General features: G+C 51.1%; 21 protein-coding genes and 1 tRNA gene. 3 read left to right on the top strand and 19 right to left on the bottom strand.

Annotation, left to right across the window (positions count from 1 at the left end):
• Positions 1-29: 29 nt before the first annotated feature.
• The 18 genes from D570_RS0105485 to D570_RS0105400 form a co-directional block, all read right to left on the bottom strand.
• The gene (locus D570_RS0105485) at positions 30-224 is read right to left on the bottom strand and encodes a hypothetical protein (protein WP_018143390.1); all 195 of its coding nucleotides are present in this window, start codon (positions 222-224) and stop codon (positions 30-32) included.
• Positions 224-3,832, bottom strand: a complete 3,609-nt coding sequence (locus D570_RS0105480; protein ID WP_018143389.1) for a hypothetical protein — start codon at positions 3,830-3,832, stop codon at positions 224-226. The genes D570_RS0105485 and D570_RS0105480 overlap by 1 nt, the downstream gene beginning before the upstream one ends.
• Positions 3,832-5,007, bottom strand: coding sequence for an FHA domain-containing protein (locus D570_RS0105475; RefSeq protein WP_156812254.1), 1,176 nt, complete (start codon positions 5,005-5,007; stop codon positions 3,832-3,834). The genes D570_RS0105480 and D570_RS0105475 overlap by 1 nt, the downstream gene beginning before the upstream one ends.
• A 248-nt stretch (positions 5,008-5,255) precedes the next feature.
• Positions 5,256-5,639, bottom strand: a complete 384-nt coding sequence (rplL, locus tag D570_RS0105470; RefSeq protein WP_018143387.1) for a 50S ribosomal protein L7/L12 — start codon at positions 5,637-5,639, stop codon at positions 5,256-5,258.
• Between the two features lie 91 nt (positions 5,640-5,730).
• Positions 5,731-6,252 (bottom strand): 50S ribosomal protein L10, encoded by a 522-nt coding sequence (gene rplJ, locus D570_RS0105465; RefSeq protein WP_018143386.1) that lies wholly within the window; start codon positions 6,250-6,252, stop codon positions 5,731-5,733.
• A gap of 274 nt (positions 6,253-6,526) precedes the next feature.
• Positions 6,527-7,213 (bottom strand): 5'-methylthioadenosine/S-adenosylhomocysteine nucleosidase, encoded by a 687-nt coding sequence (mtnN, locus tag D570_RS0105460; RefSeq protein ID WP_018143385.1) that lies wholly within the window; start codon positions 7,211-7,213, stop codon positions 6,527-6,529.
• A gap of 43 nt (positions 7,214-7,256) precedes the next feature.
• Complete coding sequence (locus D570_RS0105455; protein WP_018143384.1) at positions 7,257-8,537, bottom strand: 3-deoxy-7-phosphoheptulonate synthase; 1,281 nt, start codon at positions 8,535-8,537, stop codon at positions 7,257-7,259.
• Positions 8,538-8,542: 5 nt separating this feature from the next.
• Positions 8,543-9,676 (bottom strand): 3-deoxy-7-phosphoheptulonate synthase, encoded by a 1,134-nt coding sequence (locus D570_RS0105450; RefSeq protein ID WP_018143383.1) that lies wholly within the window; start codon positions 9,674-9,676, stop codon positions 8,543-8,545.
• Between the two features lie 97 nt (positions 9,677-9,773).
• Positions 9,774-11,105 (bottom strand): C1 family peptidase, encoded by a 1,332-nt coding sequence (locus tag D570_RS0105445; RefSeq protein WP_018143382.1) that lies wholly within the window; start codon positions 11,103-11,105, stop codon positions 9,774-9,776.
• Between the two features lie 130 nt (positions 11,106-11,235).
• On the bottom strand, positions 11,236-12,687 hold the full coding sequence (locus tag D570_RS08585; protein WP_018143381.1) for a hypothetical protein: 1,452 nt from the start codon (positions 12,685-12,687) through the stop codon (positions 11,236-11,238).
• 133 nt (positions 12,688-12,820) lie between these two features.
• The gene (locus D570_RS0105435) at positions 12,821-13,468 is read right to left on the bottom strand and encodes a pyroglutamyl-peptidase I (protein WP_018143380.1); all 648 of its coding nucleotides are present in this window, start codon (positions 13,466-13,468) and stop codon (positions 12,821-12,823) included.
• Positions 13,469-13,526: 58 nt separating this feature from the next.
• A complete protein-coding gene (locus D570_RS0105430; protein WP_156812253.1) occupies positions 13,527-14,510 on the bottom strand; it encodes a polyphenol oxidase family protein in 984 nt (327 codons plus the stop codon).
• 69 nt (positions 14,511-14,579) lie between these two features.
• Positions 14,580-15,452 (bottom strand): aldo/keto reductase, encoded by an 873-nt coding sequence (locus D570_RS0105425; protein ID WP_018143378.1) that lies wholly within the window; start codon positions 15,450-15,452, stop codon positions 14,580-14,582.
• Positions 15,453-15,645: 193 nt separating this feature from the next.
• Complete coding sequence (locus D570_RS0105420; RefSeq protein WP_018143377.1) at positions 15,646-18,345, bottom strand: polyribonucleotide nucleotidyltransferase; 2,700 nt, start codon at positions 18,343-18,345, stop codon at positions 15,646-15,648.
• A 134-nt stretch (positions 18,346-18,479) separates the two neighbouring features.
• Positions 18,480-18,749: a 30S ribosomal protein S15 gene (gene rpsO / locus D570_RS0105415; RefSeq protein WP_018143376.1), complete on the bottom strand. Its 270-nt coding sequence runs from the start codon at positions 18,747-18,749 to the stop codon at positions 18,480-18,482.
• Between the two features lie 240 nt (positions 18,750-18,989).
• Positions 18,990-19,400 (bottom strand): large conductance mechanosensitive channel protein MscL, encoded by a 411-nt coding sequence (gene mscL, locus D570_RS0105410; RefSeq protein WP_018143375.1) that lies wholly within the window; start codon positions 19,398-19,400, stop codon positions 18,990-18,992.
• A 228-nt stretch (positions 19,401-19,628) separates the two neighbouring features.
• The gene (locus tag D570_RS0105405) at positions 19,629-20,255 is read right to left on the bottom strand and encodes a hypothetical protein (RefSeq protein WP_018143374.1); all 627 of its coding nucleotides are present in this window, start codon (positions 20,253-20,255) and stop codon (positions 19,629-19,631) included.
• A gap of 48 nt (positions 20,256-20,303) precedes the next feature.
• Positions 20,304-21,554: a DUF1972 domain-containing protein gene (locus D570_RS0105400; RefSeq protein WP_018143373.1), complete on the bottom strand. Its 1,251-nt coding sequence runs from the start codon at positions 21,552-21,554 to the stop codon at positions 20,304-20,306.
• Positions 21,555-21,630: 76 nt separating this feature from the next.
• Between D570_RS0105400 and D570_RS0105395 the strand changes: the two genes are divergently transcribed.
• From D570_RS0105395 to D570_RS09550, 3 genes are all read left to right on the top strand, one after another.
• Positions 21,631-21,704 (top strand) — tRNA-Gly (locus D570_RS0105395).
• Positions 21,705-21,955: 251 nt separating this feature from the next.
• The gene (locus D570_RS08580) at positions 21,956-22,177 is read left to right on the top strand and encodes a ClbS/DfsB family four-helix bundle protein (RefSeq protein ID WP_018142447.1); all 222 of its coding nucleotides are present in this window, start codon (positions 21,956-21,958) and stop codon (positions 22,175-22,177) included.
• A complete protein-coding gene (locus tag D570_RS09550; protein ID WP_018142448.1) occupies positions 22,174-22,401 on the top strand; it encodes a hypothetical protein in 228 nt (75 codons plus the stop codon). Before D570_RS08580 ends, D570_RS09550 begins: the two co-directional genes overlap by 4 nt.
• Before the next feature lie 474 nt (positions 22,402-22,875).
• Here the strand turns inward: D570_RS09550 and D570_RS0105380 are convergent, their stop codons facing one another.
• Positions 22,876-23,667 (bottom strand): hypothetical protein, encoded by a 792-nt coding sequence (locus D570_RS0105380; protein WP_018142449.1) that lies wholly within the window; start codon positions 23,665-23,667, stop codon positions 22,876-22,878.
• Between the last annotated feature and the right edge of the window lie 164 nt (positions 23,668-23,831).

Raw genomic sequence — 23,831 nt, 5'->3', positions numbered from 1 at the left:
TTTAATGATTCGTCTTAGCCTCGTAATGGCTAAGCGTCACGCTCGCTGAAAACCGCAAAATGTGGCGGAAGTTCACTCAAAATGCGCTGATCATCATCCGATTTCCTCTCAGCATCTGTTTGCATATCCGAGGGTTCCAGCTTGACCCCATCGGCATCAAACAATTCTGTCCCTTCACGCGTTACACGATGCGGCGGGCGCGTTGCCTTTCCTAATGTTTTCATTACATTTTGCCTAACCTAGCCAAATAGGCCACGATTCTATCCACTTCTTTTTCAGGATTGACAAATGCAGCAACGGACCAGACATACATCACAGACCAGCCGAGATTCTCCAAATCCTCCACCGTAAAGCGATGACGCTGCCTCGTGGATGGGATATTCATGAATTGCTTATCATCGGTGGACACGGCTAATGCGAATGGTTGCTTTGGCAATCCCACAGCCAGCGGGATCTTCTGACCACCGTCAAAGCCATAATTCACGGCTACATTCAATCCACGCGAGCGCATGCGCTCAGCCAGATCGTTGAGCAAAATATCATCTGCATGCACATGCTCAGAAGGATGCGTAGAAGATTCTTCCAAGTTTTGTGCCCAGGTGAGTAGCTGCTTGAGTAACTGTGGCCCACGCTGATGCAAACGTTCATCTTCCATTTCATGGTCGAGGAAGGAGGTCACGATGTCTAGTCGTGAATGAGCCAAGGCCAAAGCATCCAAAAGCATACCCTCACCATCTGGGTTTTCGAGCATGCCGAATTGCTGAATCAAGCGTCCATGCGTGGTTTTTGCGAAGCCCATCGTCAAAATCACATCTGTGGAGTCCATTCCTGCGACATCATTAATAGCAACCACAGATACGTGATGAAGGAACTTCCGAATGTTAGGATCCTTACCTGCCAAGGTCTTGAGTTCTGCACCTACACGCTGACGATGCGTATCGTTTAAGCAGACCACCGTAAGCTTATATGCACGCGGAATCGAGTCAAACTGTTGACTACGTTCTTCGATAAGCGACACAACGCAGTCGATTTCTTGACGACTGGTTTCTACAATTCCGCTGGTGCTGGAAGGCACACCGTTTGCAGGAACATGCGAGAAAGTAATGAGATTATCCGCACTGCTTGGGGATGCCCCCAATGGCAAACGACCAAATCCAGCCTCGATAAGGAAGGAGGACAGACGGGAATCGCGCTTATCTAAACGCACAGATGCGTCGATACGCGGAAGATACTCGATGAGCGTTTTCAGCGATGGAGAAGAAATGGTTTCCTCGTGAGCGATAACCACTGCTGTATCCACTCTGGAAAGGATACTGAAGAGCTCAATAGGCTCAATGTGAGCACACGCATCGATAATGGCAATATCCGCCAGCTTTACCCCTGCCGGCGTTTCGGAGGCCACTGCTACCGGCATGCCTACGACGATTGGTTTTGCACCGCGTACAATGCCCGGATACATGTCCACAATCGTGCTGTAATGCATGGATGGTTGCAAGGTGAGCGCAGCATGTGCAGCATTGGCGTCCTGGGAGTGTGCATACACAATCTCGGATAGGCGCTTCATCAGCTCATCATTGACTAAAGGCCCGATGGAGCGCACATGCTCTTTATCTACTTGGATGAAGCGTTCCGTAGCAGAGGAGAGCACGGAACCATCCTGATTTGAAATGATAGGAGATGACTGTACGATGCTTTCAAACACCGTAGTCCACCATGCCAAGGTCAGCTCATCTGGCGCTGCCTGTGCATCTACCTTGCGAGCGCGCAAATCCGCAATGAGCTCATCCAAACCGGCATTGCTAAATTCCACTTCAAGGGTGGAACGTTCTGGAAGGATTTCCAGAGCCTTGCGATCGTTATACAAGCGTCGTAGGTTCTTTTCGAGTACTTCGAAATCCGTGTTTTCGAGGTCTCCACCCACCGGTGTGCGTGTGAGCACATGCGATAAGGCGGTAATATCACGTTCGAGGTTCTCCTGAGTTTCGATGATGTCATCCAAACGTGGAGGTAATACTGGCCAGCCGCCACGTGGAACGAATTCGCGCCATAGTTCGGCTTGCTGGCGTACGATAATCAGCGCGTCACGCAGGTTTTCTGGTTGCGCACCCGCACGCAGTAAGCTCTTTGCTTCCTTCGTGTGACGACGCCTCTCCCAGAAGCCCATGGAACTATTGCTCTCCTTGCGCTCCTGCTTAGATGCAGTGGCTTCGATCATGGAGTCGATATCACGCTCAAAAATGGCAGGCTGGAAGACATCGAGTACCTTGCGCAGATTGCGTAGAACGTGTACTTGTCTATTCCACTGGCGTGCGTTTGGAGGCACCGAGAAGCCGCAGGTTTGAGAGGTACTCGCAATTTGCTTGACGGTAGCAGGCAGGATGGAGTCAAGAAGGCGTTCAACGCGCTGATATGCGGTCAGCGCTTCGTCCTTGGTATACAAGCTTGCCTTGTACCATGGCGTATCGTTCTCCGTAATGGTGTACTCGCCCAGTTCTCCGGCACGCACGAGCTTGTGTCCCCATTCGCCTTCATGACCCACTAAGGCACGAGCGGTATCTGGCGTCAGTCGCACATGTGTGGATGGATGCGTAGGCAGTGCAGAAATGCGCGCGAGATTTTCGATGGTCTCGTATGCGCTCACATTCCACGTTTCATTCTTACCATGGAGGTCACTGAGGTACTTTGTCAGTCGTCCTCTGACGCCCACGAGCTCATCGGCAAGCTGATTAAACGTGTTGTGTGCCATACCTGGCTGGAAACTCACGGCGGAGATCAGCTGCTTGTCGATAGAGGAGCCCGACTGAGGGTCTGCCAGATCCAGCACAAATCCGACTAGCTTGTTGTCGCGCATGTTGAGCATAAAGTTACGCTTCTGCTCGGATACGCCTGGCGCATAGAGCACACTTTTACCTGACAGCGCTGCATGTGAGGCGATGGCTGCTGCTTGCTGCACGCTATTGTATGCCACAGGCAGATTGATGAAAATACTCTTTCCCGCGGTGACAACGCGAGCAGCATGGCGTGTGACATTATCCACATCGCCCACTTCCACCTCTTCATGAGGATCATTGTCGAATGGACGATACTCCAGAATCTCCTGATTGCGTAGGTTTTCGCCCGCGTGCTCAGGATCTGCAAACACATCGATGAGATCGTTGCCCGTTGGACCTTGCTCGAGTTGGGTAATAATATGATCGGCATCAGCCAGCATCAGTGTGGATGAGCGGATAAAACATCCGATAATCATCGTGTTGTTGACACTAAAATTCTCGATTTTGGCGCCTACGCGAAGTTTAAGATTATTAAAGACGACATCACTGTCCACGCTAATGCCATCTGTATGCGCGCCATCCAGCAAATCTTGAGCGGTGATATTCATGCCCAATGAACGCAACGCACCCAGCAAGGCATCATTCACCGTGGCTGGGCCGGTAATGCGGATTTGGCTGTGTGCTAAGGATTTTTCATCATCCGACTCTACACGCACAGGGTAGAGCAAGACGGGCATGTTCTTGCCCGGCCATACGGCTAAGCCGATGCTTAAGGACAAATGTGCCGTGCCTTCGGCATGCTCCTTATTTGCCTTATCATCAAGTACTCGCGCAAGCTTACGCTCGGTGGCTTTCAGCATGCCGTTTTCACGATACAGGGAGTCCAAGTGGGCGTGTCCGGTGGAAAAGAGCTGTGCAATGCCCGACGGGTGCGCATGGTTCAGTTCCAGGCGTGCAGATAACTGATTGGTATCTTCTACCGGTGCACTACCATGGTTGGCACGGTAATCCTTATACCATGTCTTAATTGTGTTCATCTTGTCATTCATATCGTCATTCATTACTTGTTACTCGCCTTCCATGCCAAGTAACCCTCGTTAGATTCCAAAGCAGAGTTAATATTCGGGCTATTTTGTGCTACAAGCCACGCATATAAGTCGTCATACAAGAATGGATTGAGTCCAAGGAAAGGCAGAAGTTCGGGAATCTGCGCAATTTCAAATTGCGTATTGAAGTCTCGCGTACTTTTCGCTTCCACACTGGTATGGCCAGAAATTTCCACCATATTTTCTGGATGATCGAAATCGCCGCGCGATAACCTGTCAAATACGGATCCCGCCTCGTATGCAGGCATGTATCCGGAATCTTCTGTGACGGCAGCTAAGGAGGTCGCCGCTACATCCACATGAGGCTTACCGAAGTCGAGGCCCGTTGGGTTTTCCTCGCTACCAGTCTGGGTTCTCTCAGTCTGCTCCGGCGTTTCGGCTGACTGCGCATTTTCAACTGGATTTTCAACTTGAGCCTCGTGTTGTTCGTGGGAGAGATGGTCGAGCGTAGTCTGTACTGGTTCATCCTGTGCAGTATCACCCTGCACTGCTTCAGGCTGCACAGATTCAGACTGTGCCTGCGCAGAATTCCTCAAGGCATGGCTAAACAGTGGCGTAAAGGTATCGTCCACATTATCTGCGTTCTTCTGCTCACTAGCCGGTTCTTGCATGGCGAAAATGCTGGTTGGCTCGCCTGCACGCAAGTCCAAAATGTCATCCACGGACATATTGCTGTGTGGCGCATCATCCGAGGCTTGGGACTGGTAATCGAATAGATTGGTTACTTGCGATTCACCAGTCGTATCTTCCTGCTCTTCTACCTTATCGAGAGGAAGAATCTCAAATTTCACATCACCGAACTGGCCTTGGATACCTTCAGGCGAAATAGCAAAAGGATTTTCTGCAGGCACACGTAAAAGCTTGCCCTGCGCACCTATAACGTAGGTACCGTTCGTGGAGTTGAGGTCACTGAGCTCAATATTACCGTTGCGTTCAACCGTAAGCTTGGCATGATTTTTGGACATCGATTTCGACGCATCCACCACATCCATGCGCATTGCATTATCAGGAACTTGTACTGGACGCATGGGTTTTCGGCCGATAAACACCTGTGCAGGCGCACTTACTCTGACCTTCTGATCGTGGACAGAAATTACCCAGGTTGTTCCATGCCTTACTGGATCAGTCACCGTTATATCCTTCACTCCTACAGCCTGAGAGAAACAGGCATACTGTTTTTATTGTACGTTCCCCTCGCCGATTTTCTCTACACCGCGTGGATAAATAAACATTTTATACAAAGAACCGCCGTATCTTGTCCAAACGCCCGCAGCCGTGACTCTGAGCGAACAGCACAATAGGCGCAGATAAACAAAAAAATCCTGCCATCGCGAGGACGGCAGGATTAGTGTAAACCTAAATAAATGTGAGGAAGAAACTACTTGAGTTCTACAGATGCGCCAGCAGCTTCGAGCTCTGCCTTTGCCTTCTCTGCATCTTCCTTGTTTGCACCTTCGAGAACTGGCTTTGGAGCGCCGTCTACGAGTGCCTTTGCTTCAGCAAGGCCGAGGCTGGTCAAGCCGCGAACTGCCTTGATAACAGCAATCTTCTTGTCGCCTGCTGCGGTGAGGATGACGTCGAACTCATCCTTCTCTTCCTCAGCAGCAGCTGCACCAGCAGCTGGAGCAGCAGCAACAGCAGCTACTGGAGCTGCAGCTTCTACGTCGAACTCTTCTTCGAACTTCTTGACGAAGTCAGAAAGCTCTACGAGTGTCATTTCCTTGAAAGCTTCAATGAGCTCATCAGCGTTGAGCTTTGCCATAATGGCTTCCTTTCGTTGTGGCACTGCACTGTGTTTTGCGTGCCGAAATCTTTAATATTATGCAGTTATTGTTAGCGAGCTAACGAAATAACTATGCAGCCTTTTCCTGCTTTTCGCGCAATGCATCGAATGTGCGTACTGCCTTGGTTGGCAATGCTGCAAATGCGAATGCTGCCTTGGCCATGGTACCCTTGAGAGCACCTGCTGCCTTTGCGAGGAGAACTTCGCGTGGCTCGAGATCTGCAAGCGTGTTGACGCCAGCAGCATCGTAGAGGGAACCATCTGCAAAGCCGCCCTTGATGACGAGCTGCTTATTTGCTGCGGTGAAGTCACGCAAAACCTTAGCGGCTGCTACGTAATCGCCCTTAACGAAAGTGATAGCGGTTGGACCTGCGAGCATGTCGTCAAGACCTTCGATACCAGCTTCCTTAGCTGCGATACGAGCAAGCGTATTCTTCGCCACATTGTAGGTTGTATCGGTGCCAAGCTTTTCACGCAGATCAGAGATCTGTGGAACGCTAAGGCCACGATACTCGGTGAGGAGCACTGCGTCAGCTTCACGGAACTTGTCAGTGAGCTGTGCGATTGCCTCTGCCTTTTCTGGCCTTCTCATTGGCATTCCTTCCTATGGAACCGCTTCGTTGACATGTCCACAGTAAGTAAAAAAAAAGCCCTGCACGCAAGCAGAGCACAACATAATAAAGCTAATAAGCTTTCGACTCAACCTGCGATGGCGTTTTTACGCTTTACTGGGAACATCCCAACCAACGGTCTGTGGTTTACAAATGAATAATATACAATACGGTACGGATTTTGTCTACATTCAGCGTGGCGAAATGAAGAATTCTTTCTGTGGTACTCCTCACTTCTCCCGCTTTCGCCGGATATTAAGCTAATTTTTGCATAATCGAGAGTACGATCCGAGCTGCGTTATCCGCGTATTCACGGACATCGAATTCTCTAAATGTTTCGTATTCCGTATCCGCATTATCACTCAGCGCACGAATGATAAGCACCGGCACCTCGTTACGCATAGCCACATGAGCCACCGCAGCACCTTCCATTTCGACGGCATCGGCGTGTGTAAGTTTTTTGACTTCTGCAGCAGCTTCGCCTTCGACAAAGGTATTTCCTGTGGCGATGGTTCCTTGGATATGCTCGATACCCATATCAGCCAGTACAGCATCCGCAACGGATAGCAGCTGGTCATCCGAATGATACGCATTCAAGAAGGGGCTGGACTGCGAAATCATGCGCATATCCGTATCCAAATAGACCAATGTTTTACCCAAAACCACATCGTTGATATGCAAATGATCCGTCAAATTTCCTGCAATGCCAGAAAACAGCACGTAATCTGGCTGGTAAGCATCAATCAAATGCTGCGTGGTAGCAGCTGCGTTCACCGTGCCCATGCCTGCAACGGTGGCAACCACACGCACATCCGCACCCGGTAGATTTCCATCGAAAACCGTGAACCCAGCCTGGGAATTCTCACGCACGTCTTCCAAGGACTTAGCTACCAAGTCCACTTCCACATCCATGGCACCAATGACGGCAATTGTTGTAGTCATGCTTTATCCTTTTCGTTCGAAGATTAGCGAGTTTAGCACATTACTAATGACGAGTAGTCCGGCGCTGGGAAACCGCTTCTGCCAATTCGTGTAGCAAACGCTCTGTTTCCTCCCACGAGATGCATTTATCCGTCACCGATTTGCCGTATTCCAGTTGATTCAATGGTGCCGCAGGCTGATTTCCGCCTTGGATAAAGCTTTCCATCATAATGCCAGAAATGCCTTGCTCCCCGGCGGCGATGCGGTGAGCAATATTGCGCACCACACGCGCCTGCTCGATTTCATCCTTGCCGGAGTTCCCATGCGAGGCATCGATAATCAAACCCTGTGCACCGATAGATGCCGGATCGAGCTTATCTCGAGCCACCTTCAAAGCCGAAGCCACGGACTGAGCGTCATAATTAGGGCCTGTACTGGAACCGCGCAACACCACATGGCAGTCCGGATTGCCCAATGTTTCCACCGCTGCGGCTCTTCCTTGATGGTCGATGCCGAAGAAGGTGTGCTGCTGAGCCGCGGTGAAAACGCTGTCTACTGCCACAGAAACAGAACCATCGGTGGCATTTTTAAAGCCCACCGGCATAGATAAACCGGACGCCAACTGGCGATGGACCTGGCTCTCCGTATTGCGCGCACCGATGGCACCCCACGTAATGGCATCGGAAATATATTGCGGCGAGGTAGGTTCCAAAAATTCAGTAGCCGCCGCTACCCCCGCATCCAGCACATCGAGCAGGGTTTGACGTGCCAATAGCAGACCTTTATTGATCTTATGCGTACCATCCAAATCTGGGTCGTTAATCAACCCCTTCCACCCGATGGTGGTCCGCGGCTTTTCGAAGTAGACACGCATAATGATGAGCAAATCCTCGCCCAATTCCTTGCGCACCACGCTTAAACGCTGCGCATAATCGACGGCAGCCTGAGGATCGTGGATGGAGCAAGGGCCCACTAGTACCAAGAGTCGGTCATCCTCACCTGCCAAAACGGCGCGTGTTTCTTCGCGAGACTCCACCACGAGCTGGCGGGCAAAATCGCTCAAAGGGAAATTATGTAAAACCGTGGCTGGTGATGGCAGTGCATCAAGCTCCAGCACACGACGATTCAGAATGCGTGCCAGTCCGACCTCATCCTCCCAGCGACTGACGCTGTCCAGAGGATTTTGCTCGCTTGATTGCGCCAGTTGGGCGTGCAAAGCAGCCCTGTGGCGTGCAGCCTCTTGAGCATGACGCTCCAAGGCCTCAGTGCTATTGAATTCAACGCTAGAGGCTTCTGCAGAAGAATTATCGGAAATGGAGCTACTCCATGAGTCAATGTCGGACATACATTTTAGTTTAACGCACGGCGTTGGCGAACGGCAGCGCTTAAAGTGTGAAGTAATTCATCGGTGCGTTCCCAAGAAATGCAGCGGTCGGTAATGGACTTGCCATAGACGAGCTCGCTGAGCGGTGCAGGTGATTGATTGCCTGCTTCGATAAAGCTTTCCATCATCACGCCCGAAATGCCTTGCTCACCTGCGGCAATGCGCGCGGCGATGTCTTCTACGACTTGGGCCTCGCGTACCTCGTTTTTGCCGCTGTTGCCGTGCGCTGCATCGATGATGATTCCGCGAGATGCAGCCTCAGGTGCATTAGACTCTTGTAAATATTGCAACGCATCTGCCACGGATTGGGCATCATAATTCGGCCCGTGAATGGAACCGCGCAAAATGACGTGACAGTCTGGGTTACCCAGCGTTTCTGCAGAAATAACCGCACCATCCACGTTCACGGACAAGAAATGATGCTCTTGAGCTGCGGTAAAGCAAGAATCCGCCGCAACTTTCACATTGCCATCCGTTGAATTTTTAAAGCCCACCGGCATAGATAAACCGGAAGCCAGCTGACGATGAACCTGACTTTCCGTATTGCGCGCACCGATAGCGCCCCAACTGATGGCATCCGAAATATACTGCGGTGTAATCGGATCTAAAAATTCGGTAGCCGTAGGCAACCCAATTTCCACCGTGTCCACCAAAATCTTGCGCGCCAGCCACATACCCTTACGGATATTAAAACTACCATCGAGGTCGGGATCGTTAATGAGTCCCTTCCATCCGATGGTCGTGCGAGGCTTTTCAAAGTACACGCGCATGACTACGAGAATATCGTCGTCCAGCTCTGTGGCCACTGTGTGCAAACGCTGTGCATAGTCGTGCGCTGCTTGAGGGTCATGAATCGAGCATGGTCCCACAATCACCACTAGCCTATCGTCACGCCCATGAAGGATGTCCCGAATGGCTGCGCGAGATTCTTGTACTCGGCGTACAAGCTGAGCATCGAGAGGAATTTCGCTGATGAAAGCGCGAGGAGCAGGGATAGGATCCAGCTGACGAATATTGACGTCCACTGTTTCCGGAAGCACTGCCTCATGTCCGAGATGCACGCTGTTGGCATCTTCGAAAGGACCACGCAAACGACTCATTATTCTCCTGAATATTTCAGTTTCGGGTTTCTCTCACCGCACGTGTTTATGCCGCACAGATGGCGTGTGCTTGTGCGAAAACCCTGTTGTTTATAGCTTAAGCAAGAGCTCCCATTGGATCCCATGCTGGCAGCATAATTGGTTCTTCCTCCAATGCCGCCTGGTACTCCTGAGGAAGCATGGACTTTGGAACGGCTACTTCGTAGACGAATTCATCGAACCACGCATCATCCATGGTGAAGAAGCCCTTGTCTGCGATGTCTGTGCCCCAAGAGTTTTCTACACGCCAACGATTCGTGGTCTCACCCTCTGCATCGACGCCAGCAAATGCCATAGCGTGATTCATAGCTGAGTCCGCAAAGCGTACGCGATCTTCCTTGTTCAAATCGAAGTCGATATTGTATACGCGACCGTATTCGAACAAGTCCGTTGCCCACGCGCCTTCCTTGCGATCCATCATTGGGTGGCAGTCTGCACCAAACCATACTGGAATGCCTTGTTCTTCGAGGATAGTACGGACGCACTTCTTCATAAAGGCGGTGTCCACATTGAGATAAGCCGTTGGTGTGCCACCGGCGACGTTGCCCAAATGCTCAATGCCAATCATCTTGCCCTTTGGATGCTCCGTACGCGGATCGTCCACCAAGCAGACGTAATCTTCCAAACCAGCAGTGACGTACTTCTGCCAGAATTCCACAGGCGTAATAGTGCCCACACGGTGGAATTCGCCGTCCTTATCGTAGTATTCCCAATCGAAGGAGGTTGGAGGGGTGCCCAAATGAATGGTCAAAATGCGGTGAACCTGCTCCACTGCTTCCTGAGCAATGTCTACTGCATTCTCAGGGTGTGCATACATATGAGCAACGGCCTGACGCAATGCGGAACGCAACTGAGTGTTCATTTCACCGGTGTTCTGGCTGGATGCAGTTTCAGGGAAGAAGTCCTTTGGCACGGCGCCATACTTCGTGTAAATATTCATAGCCATGGTCCACTGTCCACCATCACCCATGAGATCGTGGAGCAAGAACTGCACCAAACGGGAATCAGACTTTTCGCCTGCGGCAATCAAAGCCTGCATATCCTGCATAAAGTAGTTTGCACGCTCGAGCTTATCGAAATACATCGCATAGGACTGGCTGAACTCGAAATCCGTTCCCTTCATATTCATTTCGCGCTTAGCCACGAAACGTGCAACGTTTAAAGAGCTGAAGAGCCAGCAACGTCCAGAACGCTTCTGACTTGTAGCCTCACCATTGTCGATCACGGTGCTAAAACGGCGCTGAAGATAGCGAGCGCGGTCAAAATTCTTGGCCACGCCATCGATTCCAGCAGCGGTGACTGCATTCATTGCAATACGGTTAGCTTCTCGTTGATCGAAGTTTGAGCGCAAACCTTCCAATGTTTGAGCACTCAATGGTTCGAAAGACATGGTATACCCTTTCGTTTGAGATTGTTTCTTACAATTAAACCGTGCAGCCTAAACACTGCACGGTTCAACGTTTTATTCGGCACTCTAGTGGAAAGCGAAAGTGCTTCTCTTACAATTTTTGAGACTGAGTTTATTCGTGAGCCTCTGCTGGTGTGGCTGCATTGGCGTGATCTTCAGCATTATCGCTGGCGCCTGCGGAAGAGGCTTCTGCCTTATCGCCCGCAACTGAAGCATTCTGAGCCACAGCATCTCCATTATCGGCGTCATCCGTAGCACTCTGCGCAGCAGCGTTCTGTGCTTCTGCTGGAGCTGCATTCTTGGACTGGTCGTCATTTGCAAACAGTGATCCGCCGAAAGCATTCGAGAAGATGGAGCGCAATTCGTCCACGCGAGCGGTAATGGAGGCCTCACGCTCTTGAAGGGCTGCAATGCGGTTTTGCAGGCCTTCGATTTCGTCCTGCGCAGCATCGCGGCGGTCGTTGACTAGCTGCTCTGCACGCTGCTTGGCTTCTTCGATAATGTTTTCAGCCTCTGCCTGAGCCTTTTCACGGCTGGAGGTGGCATATTCGTCAGCCTTCTTGCGCACGTCCTTGGCATCGTTGAGCAGCTGCGTGGACTCTTCCTCCACAGTTGTACGACGCTGAGCCAAGTCGGCAAGCATGTCCGCTACCTTCACATTTGCGTCTTCCTGGCTTGCAGAAATATCCTTACGAACCTTTTCTGCTTCCTGTGCAACCTTTGCGAGGGTCTTGGCACGCTCCACATCTGCGGAATCCGTAATCTGACGAGCCTTGGCATGCGCTGCATCGGTAATTTCATCCGCCTGACGCTTAGCATCGGACAAGAGCTTGCTCACCTGTTCGCGCACATCAGCCAACTTCTGATTTGCGGTATCCAAAGCCTTTTGAATTTGATCGTTTGCTTCGCTCTTCTTCGTAGCGATTTCGTCGTCGGCCTGCTTGCGCTGCTGCGCGATTTCATCGGCTGCCTGTGCGCGAATTTGCGCGAGCTGTGCGGACTGCTCGGACATTTGAGCATTCAAACGCTTGCTGTGCTCTTCGCTCTTTGCGGTCAGCTCCAAATCCAAGGTACGGCGCTGGTCTTCACTTTCGCGCTTTGCGGAAGCTACGAGCTGTGCGCTTTCGTTTTGTGCGGTTGCACGCAGCTTATCTGCCTGCTCGTGCGCCTGAGCAATGGCCGCATCGGCTTCCTTGCGCGCGTCGGCACGCATATTATCTGCATCGAGCTTCGCATTATTGAGCAAGGTGTGTGCCTCATTATTGGCATTATCGTGCACGGTTTGTGCATCCTGCTTTGCACGTGCCAGCAATTCACGGCTTGTTTGCTCGGCAGAGGCCAGTAACTGCTGGGCGTTCGCGCCTAAGGCCGTAAACGAATTTTGCTGCTGTCCGCTGTTCTTTTCTTTTTCTTCCTGCAGCTGGGCGTCTAGCTCGAGGATGCGAGCATCATAAATCTTAATTTGTTCACGAAGACGTGCTGTATTTTCCTGAGCACGCAGAAAGGCGTCGTCTACTCTTTCTTTATCATAACCACGAAGCACAATTGGGAAATTGTCAGCCATTGCTACCCCACTAAATAGATGAACTCAACCGATACAAAACGCTATCACGAATACTTCTCAAAGCGCGAGAAATCGTCGTGTTTTTCGCATATTAATTACAGGATTCTACATATGCAGGGTGAAGTCGAATAGCTTACTCATCCTGCTGTGTCATATTGTTTTTCCGAAAATTCAGCGTGGTGGTAATAATATCGCGCGCAGCATTGACCATCACATATAATTTCATGCCTTGCGTGTATCCGACCTGCTTCTCCACATGTGGGAAGGAGACAAAACCCGCGTAGGCGTTTTCTTGATGTGAGGACCAATCCAGCAATTCATAGAAGAGAGAATTGCAGACAAAAGTTCCCGCATCCGAGCTGAAGGTCACAGGTATATCATGAGCCGCAAATTGCTCACTCACAGCACGCAGGGGCAGGCCTGTCCAGTATGCTGCAGGACCGGATTCCAAAATGCGTGTATCCTTCGGCTGTACATTATCGGCATCTGGGCGCGAGGCATCGATGATATTTGTAGCGCATCTCTCGAGTGCGATGGTGCGGGCATGTGTTTTAAGGCCGCTGGCGAGCACCATATGCGGCTTGACCTGATCCAATGCAGCTTTCAGCGTGGGCCACGCGTGCGCAAAGCTCAACGGCAGGAGCACACAGGTGATAGAAACCGTTGCATTATCGAGGCTTATGCCCTCGTCAGCAAGAGTTTCTGCCACCAGACGTGAAGGATTTTGCTCTACGCCTTCGTACTTTTCAAAGCCACACACTACGACGCGGTAGTTTTCCATAGTGTCCTCCTCCTTATACATGTGTCTGCCCGCTGTGTACCCTCAAACGTGCTCAGGATTAATACTTCGGACCGTCAAATGCCCCAATGCTTGCCAAGTGCCTGCCCGAAACCTTCTTTCCAGCAAGCACTGCACGCCTATGCGAATGCCACAATGGATTTTCCAGCGTGCACAAAGCATTTGTCATCGCTGCAAAACGCTCATCGAAACTCTCGCCTTCGCCATCGTTTTCGCACAATGCACGCAGCTCGTCATCAGGAGCCAAGTACTCCGTGGCTGCAGCGATGCGCGGTAGGGAATCCACCAGATGCTCTGGACGGATACCTGCTTCGTGCAAGGCTATTAGCGCCGCTTTTTCTAAGTCAATGCCTGCTCCGCCAAAACGCGTAATCGTGGCCGTGGCAGGAAAACGTGCTTCGAATTCCATAGCGATTTCGTTGCCGACTTCATAGCATTGACCGCAAATACACGGGCCTAAGGTCGCTAGGATGTCGTTTCGCTTGGCGCCTTTGAATTCCATGGCTGCCACGGTTTGGCCAATGATGTCATTCATCAGGCCCTTGCGTCCGCAATGCGCGGCCGCACTGATGTGATGCACTGGATCCACAAGTAGCACCGGCAGACAGTCCGCTCCAAAAACGCCCACCATATCGCCGCGCGCGGTGACAATGCCATCGGCTTCTAAAGTATCCAACTCAGCATCATTGTCTACTTCGTCCGCAAAAACGACCTCCCCGGAATGCACCTGATGCACGGTGCGCACAAGCGCACCAATGACATCTTGCAACGCCTGTCTATTGCGCACTACCGCATAGGCATCATCATTTTGCCGGGCACTCATATTGGCATAGCCGTACTCGGCAGAAGAATACCCACCTAAACGCGTGGAGTACCACACGCGGTATCCTTCGGCGATGTCGATAGGGATAACGGCTGGAATTTTTTCCTCATCGCACATCGATGATTCCATCATCTCACCTGTTTCTGCTGCTTGAGTGTAGTCCTCACGTGCACGGTCCTCATATGCGTGATCGTTTGTCATATCAGGCATTGTAACAATTCAGAGACCTTCTTGCGAGCCTGCGAGCCTGTGTTTACCCCGGCGATTGCACTATCCGCGGTTCAGCTTTGCTACTTCTTCATCGCTTAAAGTGATGCGGTCTGCCTGCAGTGAGTCGAGAATAGTCGCACTGCGATGAGCGCCCGGAAGCACAAACATGTGCTCGCCCATCTGAAGCTCCCACGCCAGCACAATCTGCTGGTAACTCACGCCATGCTCCTGAGCGACTTCCTTGAACACATCATATTTGCTTTCATCCTTTGGCTTTCTAAACCCGCCCAAGGGACTCCACGATACGAAAGCGAGACCTAATTTTGCGGTGTATTCTACCGTATCCAAGCTGTCCTTATAGATTGGTGACAACTGATTTTGTACGGCAATGAGATCTTCACCCAAAATTTCACGTGCAATATCAATCTGCTCCACACTGGCATTGGAAATACCAATTTTCTTGGCTACACCTTGATCCAGCAACGCCTTCATACCTTCGATTGAAGCACGATACTCCACCTTAGGATCTGGGCGATGGAAGTACAGCAAATCGATGGCATCGACGCCCAAAGCTACTGCGGACTGCTTTCCGTACTCAATCAAAGCCTCAGGCGCACCGTTCACATCCCAGGTAGGCACACCATCCGTGAAATTGCGGAAATGACCAGCCTTGGTAGCCACAAACACTTCCTCACGAGGCCTCTTCCATGTGTCCAAGGCTTCGCGAATGAGCTTTTCGTTATGCTCCGTTTCTCCACCAGACATGTAATACGCCCATGCGGTGTCGATATGGCGGCACCCGGCGTCCAGAGCATCGTGGATAACTTGGATAGCATCCTTGCGCTCTGGCCTTTTTTCAATGGATAAGCCCATGGCTCCGAGACCTATTGCAGTGGTGGTGTATGGTCCGATATGACGCATCAGTGCTGACATTTTCGCTCCTTCGCACGTTCTACGGTAATACTTCTTATCCTACACCGCCCTCAATGCAAGCTGCGTTGCTCAAGTTGCCCCCCCCTTACTCCCGTTTAAGCATAAAAAGAGGCAGACCCTTTCGAATCTGCCTCTGTGTGCTACGCCCTCTGTATTTTTACGCTGTTAACGTATGAGCTGCGTCCTGTGCGCTTTACTCTTCATCCTCAAATGGATCGAAGTCACGGCGTACGCGGCGGCGTGGGCGTTCGGAACGCTCTGCACGTTCTGCACGGTAATCATCGTAAGAATCGTCTACCGCGTAGCGTGGGTTTTCGCGGCGGGAACGGCGCTCGTTGCGCTCACCACGATCCTCGCGATCATTGCGGTCATAACGCTCATCACGGTCGTCGCGGCGGTAGCGACGATCTTCACGATCACGGCGATCCTCACGGTCGTCGCGGTCATAGCGGTCCTCGCGATTGCGGCGGGAACGGTAGCTATCACGGCGATCTCCGCGGCGGTCTTCGCGACGATCCTCACGATCGTAGCGATCTTCACGATCACGGCGGTCCTCACGGTTATCGCGGCGGTCATCGCGCTCACGACGATCCTCGCGACGGTCATCCCTGCGATCATCGCGATCACGACGTGGACGACGTTCGCGGCTAGGACGCTCGGAACGTTCTGCGCGATCCGAACCATTGTCCTGATCTTCAAAACCTGGGATAGCCAAGGAAATCTTGCCGCGATCATCTACGGACTGCACGACCACTTCAACCGTGTCGTTCTCCTTCAGCACATCATCCACAGCATCGATGCGCTCACCATTGGTGAGGTTACGAATCTGGGAGATGTGGAGCAAACCATCCGTGCCTGGCAACAGGTTCACAAAAGCACCGAAGCTGGTGGTCTTCACAACCGTACCGTTAAAGGTTTCGCCGGCTTCTGGCACATGAGGATTTGCGATTTGATCAATCATATCCTTAGCTGCCTGAGCAGAGTCACCATTCTCGGAAGCGATGTAAACAGTACCATCATCTTCAATAGTGATTTCAGCACCGGTTTCTTCCTGAATCTGGTTGATCATCTTGCCCTTAGGGCCGATAACTTCGCCAATCTTTTCCGCAGGCACCACAGTGGTGATAATGCGTGGAGCGTATGGGCTCATCTCTGCAATACCATCGATGCATTCGGTGATGACATCGAGGATGGTCATGCGTGCTTCCTTCGCCTGCTGCAAAGCAGAAGCCAACACATCTGCAGGAATGCCATCCAGCTTGGTATCGAGCTGCAAAGCGGTGATGAATTCAGAAGTACCGGCTACCTTGAAGTCCATATCGCCGAATGCATCTTCCGCACCCAAGATATCGGTCAAAGTCTTGAAGGTGTGTACGCCCTCAACGTCTCCGGACACCAGACCCATAGCAATACCCGCCACAGGTGACTTAATTGGCACACCCGCAGCCATCAAGGACAGTGTGGATGCGCAGACGGAACCCATAGAGGTGGAACCGTTGGAACCGATGGCCTCAGACACCTGACGAATAGCATATGGGAACTCTTCGCGGCTTGGCAGTACAGGCACCAAAGCACGCTCAGCCAGAGCACCGTGGCCAATTTCACGACGCTTTGGAGAGCCTACACGACCTGTTTCACCCGTGGAGTATGGAGGCATCTCATAATTGTGCATGTAAGTCTTGGTATTTGGACCCGACAATGCATCCGTAATCTGCTCCATCTTGAGCATATTCAAAGTAGTTACGCCCAAAATCTGGGTTTCACCGCGCTGGAATAATGCGGAACCATGCACGCGAGGTACAATGTCTACCTCTGCAGAAAGGGTACGAATATCGCGCAGACCACGACCATCGATGCGGTAATCCTCAGTCAAGATACGACGACGCACAATTTGACGCTGCAATTCCTTGAATGCATTGCCAATTTCCTTGTCCTTCTCAGCCTCGTCCATATCGGTAAATTCAGAAGCCAAGGTGTCCTTGACGACCTGCTTAATTTCCGCAATACGGTCTTGACGTGGCAGCTTTTCTGCAATGGACAAAGCCTCATTCAAATCTGCATGGGCAATTTCGTCGATGCGTGCATACAGTTCGTCCGTATACTCTGGGAAGAGCTGGAATTCCTTGGTATCCTTAGCTGCCAAAGCCTTCAACTCATTCTGAGCTTCGCAAATAACCTTGATAAATGGCTTTGCTGCTTCCAAACCGCCTGCGACGACTTCCTCGTCTGGCTTCGCCTGACCTTCCGAGTAAATGAGCTGCCATGCATTCTTACCCGCGCCTGCTTCAATCATTGCGATAGCTACATCGCCATTTTCGACGACGCGACCGGCTACAACGAGCTCGAATACAGCCTTTTCACGCTCGGACCAGCGTGGGAATGCCACCCACTGGCCGTCAATCAAAGCCAAACGCAAACCGGATACTGGGCCGCTAAATGGCAAACCGGAAATCATCGTAGATGCAGAAGCGGCGTTCATAGCAACCATGTCATATGCATCATCCGGATGAATGGCGAGTACAGTTTCTACAACCTGCACTTCGTTACGCAAAGTGTGTGGGAAAAGTGGGCGCAATGGGCGGTCGATAATACGTGCTGCCAATGTAGCCTCTGTGGATGGACGTCCTTCACGACGGAAGAAGGATCCTGGAATCTTACCGGCTGCATACATTTTTTCTTCAACATCAACGGTAAGTGGGAAGAAATCATAATTCTCCTTTGGGCTGCTACCCGCTGTCGTGGTAGACAGAATCATGGTTTCTCCATCGAGATAAGCTGCTACTGCCCCATCAGCCTGCTGGGCGAGACGTCCCGTCTCGAAGCGCAGTGTACGCTTGCCAAAAGAGCCGTTATCAATGACGGCTTCTACTGCTTTAATTTCGGGACCCTGCAAGGGTTCCTCCTTATTTATTTCAACTACCTACTTGCTTCCTTCTTCTGCATACAGTGGGGAGACCCTCTCCCCGATGGTACCTACGTCTATATGCAAAAAGAGCCCAGGTTGAAATAACCTGGGCACAGAAGACTTTAGTGACGCAAACCGAGACGCTCAATTAAGGAGCGGTAACGGTCAATGTCAATGCTACGCAAATAGCCAAGCAGACGACGGCGATCACCAACCATGAGCAAAAGACCACGACCGGAGTGGTGATCATGCTTGTGCTCCTTCATGTGAGCTGTCAAATCGTTAATGCGCTTGGTGAGCAATGCAACCTGAACTTCTGGGGAACCTGTGTCACCCTCGTGAGTTGCGTACTCTGCAATGATTGCCTTCTTTTCATCCTTAGAAAGTGCCATAGCTTTCTCCTTACATTCAGCTGCGCGGTGCATTCATCCCTGTGATGAAGCGCTCTCTATCCGCGGGCGAAACACGCCAGTTATTCAGTGTAGCATGAGGTCACTATTTATCGAGCTCTTTTACGTGTTTTGTGTTGCGCTATCAAAGAACACTCATAAAAAAGTTCAAACAAGGCACTATTTCAATCCTTGTTTGAACTTTGTAACTCTTGGAACTTTATAGCTCAGAAAATACAGAGATTAATTCTGCTGCTTTTGCAGAAGATCGCGAATTTCCTTCAAGGTTTCAAGCTGAATTTCTTCTGTCGAAGGCTTCTTTTCCTCTTCTGCTTCTTCCTTCTTTGCACGCTTTTCTGCCATATCCTTGACCTTGTTCATAGGAATCACGATGCAGAAGTATACGGCGATAGCGATGATGAGGAAATTAATCAGCGCTGTTAAAATTGCACCAAAGGAAATGGTGGCACCGTTGAAGGTGAAGGTCAGCAAATCTGACATATCTGGCTTGCCGAAAATCATAGCAACCAATGGATTGATGAAATTCTGCACAATAGATGTGACTACAGCCGTCACCGCACCGCCCATAACGACACCGACTGCCATATCCACGACATTCCCACGAGAAATAAAATCTCTAAAACCCTTTAACATTGTTTTCCCTTCTCTATTAACCAAGAATTTCTGGTTATGAAGTCTATAAACGCGCGCAAACTGTAAAAATTAGCGTATAAAGCGCGCACCTAGTCTTATTTTAGCTTTAATTCCTTGATTTGGCTTGAATTTTTCACGTGAGAAAGAACACATACCGTTCTGTTTGCGCGTGTCTGCGGTGCTGACGTGATGCACGCAGGTGATGCACGCGGAACAATCCGGCGCTACTTAAATCATGCCACCAAACATAGCGACAATTAAACCGCCGACTTCAATAAGAAAGAAGCCGCAGAACGCAACCCAACTGCGGGTCAAAATATTGAGCGGCGAGGTCTTTTTTACAAAAACCAAAGTGGTGATATAAAAGGCCACGAAAACGCCTAATGCCCAGACCGCACAGATAATGCCGGCATTAATGCCATTTGCATACACATCACTGGAGCCAAAAATCACCTTGGTACTCCACCAATAATTGACGCGCAAAATAGATAACCCGGACAAATACTCCACACCAGCAAAGGCGAGGTAAGACACCACACCCCATGTTTTCCATGCAGACTCGATGACAGCAAGCGCCAAGGCCAGCATGGTTAGCACGGTTAAGCTCCAACTAATGAGCGCCCAGCCGATAGGTTGAAACTGACTGAGGAACCAAATCGTCCACGGCGTATCAGAGAAAACACTGTGGCGGCCAATGCCGTACGGCACGGTCAGCACGAGAAGAAGCGCAATGCCCACCAGCACGTATTTCCATGGCTTGATGCGCTTGGATCGCTGAGCGTCTGCAATGGATATTTGATCATAGGTGGAGGTAGCAACGATTGCATCTACTGCTACTTTGTTTTCTGCTACCAAATTGTCCTCCCAGTTGAGCTCGCTCTACGCATGCTTGCTGTACATATTTTAATCGTGGTGCGTGAAAATTTCCTGATACAGGGCTTCATACTGGGGCACGATCTTGCTCCACACAAACTCACGGTCCACGATGTACTGCGCTTGCGCGCCGTAGGTTTGACGTTCGATGTGACTGAGCTCGTCAGCCTTGTTTATCACCGTGTGCAGTGCCGTGGCGTGTGGATGTGCTGCGTCATGTGGTTGCTCTGTATCGCTCTCGACGCCAGTAGTGTCGATAGTTGGAAGGTCCCAGTACAGACATGCATCCTGAGCCATGCTTTGGTTTGCATCCGTGCGCAGAACGAGGTTTAAATCCGTGGACGATAGGGATTGAAGCAATTCTGCATTGGGCTCAACCGCATGACCGTCTATAATGCTGGCGAATGCCTTCTGCCTCAGATAGCCGAGTACCGTTTCGTTTTCTGCCATATCGGCGAAAATGATGCGCTCATCCGTCTGATAGCTGGTCTTCTCACGCAGATTTTTGAATTCTGCAAGCTGCGCACGGTCTGCGAGCACGACCAATTTATGCGAGGTTTTCGATTGCATAAATTCATGCAGAATCATCGCGAAATTATCGTGAATGTGAGGATGGACCACAAGTAAATAATAGGAATAATCTTCGATGCCGTGCGCAGCAAAAAACTGGCGAATGCTATTATTCTCCTCCATTTTAACCTGAATTGGCGCAGTGCCCAGCGGAATATACGCGCTGCTCACTTTTGGATATTTCTGCCGTAAATAGTCACGAACCGATGGATTGTCCGTTAACGCGATGTCCGCATGTGTGATTTTTTGTTTTTCAATGTGCTGCCTGACGGAGCCCGCCACGCGCGACATCCACGAGGAAGATGGCTGAGCCATAGATACACGGGGCTTGACGATCAATCGTCCGCCCACTTCATGAATTTTCTGCGCGAAATACGCGGTAAGAATGCCCAAAGCATCGGAAATCAGCAAGAAAATAGGCGAGGCTATAGCCTGCTCTTTGACCATTTCCAGAGCATAACGCAAGGAAGATATGTCGCCCACAAGTTGTCTTAACGGCATCCAGCGGGAAACAGCAACCGTAAAATAGTCCGCACCAAAATTGCTGAAATGTGTGTGCGATTCATCCGTAGTTAAGCATGCAATATGATAGGAAATCGCTGTATTTGCGCGGTTTTTAACGAGGTTTTCTACAAGTCCAGAGTATCGGGCTGGCGCCTGCGTGGTATTAACCGATTCATGATTTCCAATAATAAAAACATGCTGATTCATAGTCCATAGCATAGCAACACTCATGCGTGTCAGACTTGCACTTCACAATGTTCATGCATATAATGGTCATTTGTCTGCGGATGTAGCTCAATGGTAGAGCCTCAGTCTTCCAAACTGATTACGCGGGTTCGATTCCCGTCATCCGCTCCACTTAGACACCCATTTGGATACAAAGCTCTCAGGACTGAGGGCGGAGGTTCGAATGGGTGTTTTTCGTTGAAATAGCGAGGTTTTGTTCGTAGCTCAGAGCTTCTGAGAGCATCCCGTTTGTGCCGTGGCTGGGCTATAGATGCCTAGGTCATACCCTTTCTACATAGCCAAGATCACTGACATCGGGCTTGCGTTAAAAAGTGCTCGGAGATCTATCTCGGTAGCCCTCTATTGTGAGGGAGGAATATCAGGTGAGATCATATGAATCCGGTGCGGCGTTAGCTGAACAAATTGCTAAGTCTGGCGGCTTGTTTATCGATGAATTTGCGGACATGCCCGAAGGAACTTGGGATTTCCTCGTCTATGGTGTTGACCGTACACCATGTCAGATGATCGCATACCAGCTTGAATGGATGGAACGGGAAACTCAAAATGGTCTGCGTCGGCTGAAGCATATCGGGAGGAGGACGTGAAAAGGCTGGAAGAAGATGCTCAAGCGCTCCCGATAATCTCAGCCTTGAATAAGTGGATTGGCTCTGATCGAAAGGATTGGACAGATCCTGCGGGTGGCGCAGTAGACGTCGCGCATATGAGCGTGACCACTCTGGGCTACATCAATGTTAACCCGTTTGTTCCAGATAAATGGACTGGCTGGGCAAGCGATTTGGCGTCGGCACTCGGCCCGATTCAAGGGTAGTCGACCCGAATCCGGGTTCAAATGCCGTCGCAATCGCTCGGGCGCTCGTTGGCCAAGGGAGGACGACAGGAACCATACCGGACTTCGCGGTTTGACCATCCCCGATAATCTGCCGAACAACTGTAACTACTCCGACCTATGTAGCGACAGGGAGTCAATCAGACTGACTGCGATGCTGAAAGGCTCAAGAGCCGATGACTCGAACCTTCTGTCCCGTACGCTGAGGGGTTACTACAACAATCTCGTTTCGCTATCCCAGCGATTCAAGGCAATCCCGGAGAGCATCGGTGCAAGCGATAAAGGAACCGCAAAAAACAGGCTCTACAAGAACTTGAAGGTCCGTTGGATGACAGGTATGTCGATCTTCTTACAGGTGGCTTCAGGGGTACATACGGCTACTCGGGCGTTAAACCCAGCGAAGAAGTCAAGAAGGCAGCGTGCCAAGCCTTGGCCGAATTCATCTACTGAGGTTGCCTATGGTTTCTGGCTGACATTCCGCATAAGCGATACTATCGTAGCCATTGCAGCATAAAGTCCCCAAGCGCCCATGCAGAAGACCAGGTTTTCCTGCCAGTCGCCGATGTAGACCTCGTGTGTGCGCGCATCGCAATACACCGAGCTCGTTACGGTGAATAGGAATGCCGCGGCCCCGCTAGCAAGAAGTCGTATCCACAGCGACACGAATCGGGGTTGCGGCCATCGACGTGGCGGGTCGGCCGCCAAAAGGACGATACCGACGAAGAACGTGCCCAAAAGGGGAAGAATCATCCAAAGGGTGCCGGCCGCAGACAGACCCGTAGCCGGGATATAGAAAATCCCGAAAGCGATCCCGCCCCATGCCGCGTATGCACGGAGCGCATCCCTTCCCATGCGGGCGGGAACGTCGAGTCGGGCGGAGCGGCCCTTAAGCATGTGTCCTGACACGACAGCGAAGACAACCCAACCCAGACCGAGAGATAGGGACGTTTCAAACCAGTGGCGAGAACCGTAGCGGGCAGAAACGGATACATACGCGACGAGCACGGCGGTCGCGAATCCTGCACCAAGCACTCGGATCAGCCATGATCGCCACTGCGGCGTCTCCCATGCTGATGGTCGATCAATGACAAGGAGAAGCAGCCCGGCCAGAGGTGCAAGCCACAATGAAGGGTTCACCAAGGTGAGTCCGGTAGCGAAGAGCAGATAACCGGGAAATATCGCAAAGCCGAGGATGAACCCTACCCAATACACATAGGTACGAATAAACAGTTTGAAAGACCCAACCACCCGCACCTCACATAGACCCCAGAACCGAAAAGCACGATTATTATACAAACGGGAGGTGACCTATGGCCAAAGACGGAACCCACAGGGGGCGGACGACGCGTACGTTCAGGCGCGAAACCCCAGCCGTTGGTCGAAAAGATGAACGCCGGCAAGGACGCCACCCG

Source organism: Alloscardovia criceti DSM 17774, assembly GCF_000376885.1.
Lineage (GTDB): Bacteria > Actinomycetota > Actinomycetes > Actinomycetales > Bifidobacteriaceae > Alloscardovia > Alloscardovia criceti.
Note: the sequence above shows the minus strand (reverse complement) of the source record. Positions and strands in the feature narration are given on the sequence as shown.

Excerpts from the sequence above, each read along its gene's own strand:
- D570_RS0105425 (WP_018143378.1), bottom strand. The coding sequence starts at position 15,452 with ATGTCAGCACTGATGCGTCATATCGGACCATACACCACCACTGCAATA.
- D570_RS0105400 (WP_018143373.1), bottom strand. The coding sequence starts at position 21,554 with ATGAATCAGCATGTTTTTATTATTGGAAATCATGAATCGGTTAATACC.
- mscL (WP_018143375.1), bottom strand. The coding sequence starts at position 19,400 with ATGTTAAAGGGTTTTAGAGATTTTATTTCTCGTGGGAATGTCGTGGAT.
- rpsO (WP_018143376.1), bottom strand. The coding sequence starts at position 18,749 with ATGGCACTTTCTAAGGATGAAAAGAAGGCAATCATTGCAGAGTACGCA.
- rplL (WP_018143387.1), bottom strand. The coding sequence starts at position 5,639 with ATGGCAAAGCTCAACGCTGATGAGCTCATTGAAGCTTTCAAGGAAATG.
- D570_RS08585 (WP_018143381.1), bottom strand. The coding sequence starts at position 12,687 with ATGGCTGACAATTTCCCAATTGTGCTTCGTGGTTATGATAAAGAAAGA.
- D570_RS0105480 (WP_018143389.1), bottom strand. The coding sequence starts at position 3,832 with ATGAATGACGATATGAATGACAAGATGAACACAATTAAGACATGGTAT.
- D570_RS0105450 (WP_018143383.1), bottom strand. The coding sequence starts at position 9,676 with ATGAGTCGTTTGCGTGGTCCTTTCGAAGATGCCAACAGCGTGCATCTC.
- D570_RS0105430 (WP_156812253.1), bottom strand. The coding sequence starts at position 14,510 with ATGACAAACGATCACGCATATGAGGACCGTGCACGTGAGGACTACACT.
- mtnN (WP_018143385.1), bottom strand. The coding sequence starts at position 7,213 with ATGACTACAACAATTGCCGTCATTGGTGCCATGGATGTGGAAGTGGAC.
- D570_RS0105435 (WP_018143380.1), bottom strand. The coding sequence starts at position 13,468 with ATGGAAAACTACCGCGTCGTAGTGTGTGGCTTTGAAAAGTACGAAGGC.
- D570_RS0105445 (WP_018143382.1), bottom strand. The coding sequence starts at position 11,105 with ATGTCTTTCGAACCATTGAGTGCTCAAACATTGGAAGGTTTGCGCTCA.
- D570_RS0105455 (WP_018143384.1), bottom strand. The coding sequence starts at position 8,537 with ATGTCCGACATTGACTCATGGAGTAGCTCCATTTCCGATAATTCTTCT.
- D570_RS0105485 (WP_018143390.1), bottom strand. The coding sequence starts at position 224 with ATGAAAACATTAGGAAAGGCAACGCGCCCGCCGCATCGTGTAACGCGT.
- rplJ (WP_018143386.1), bottom strand. The coding sequence starts at position 6,252 with ATGAGAAGGCCAGAAAAGGCAGAGGCAATCGCACAGCTCACTGACAAG.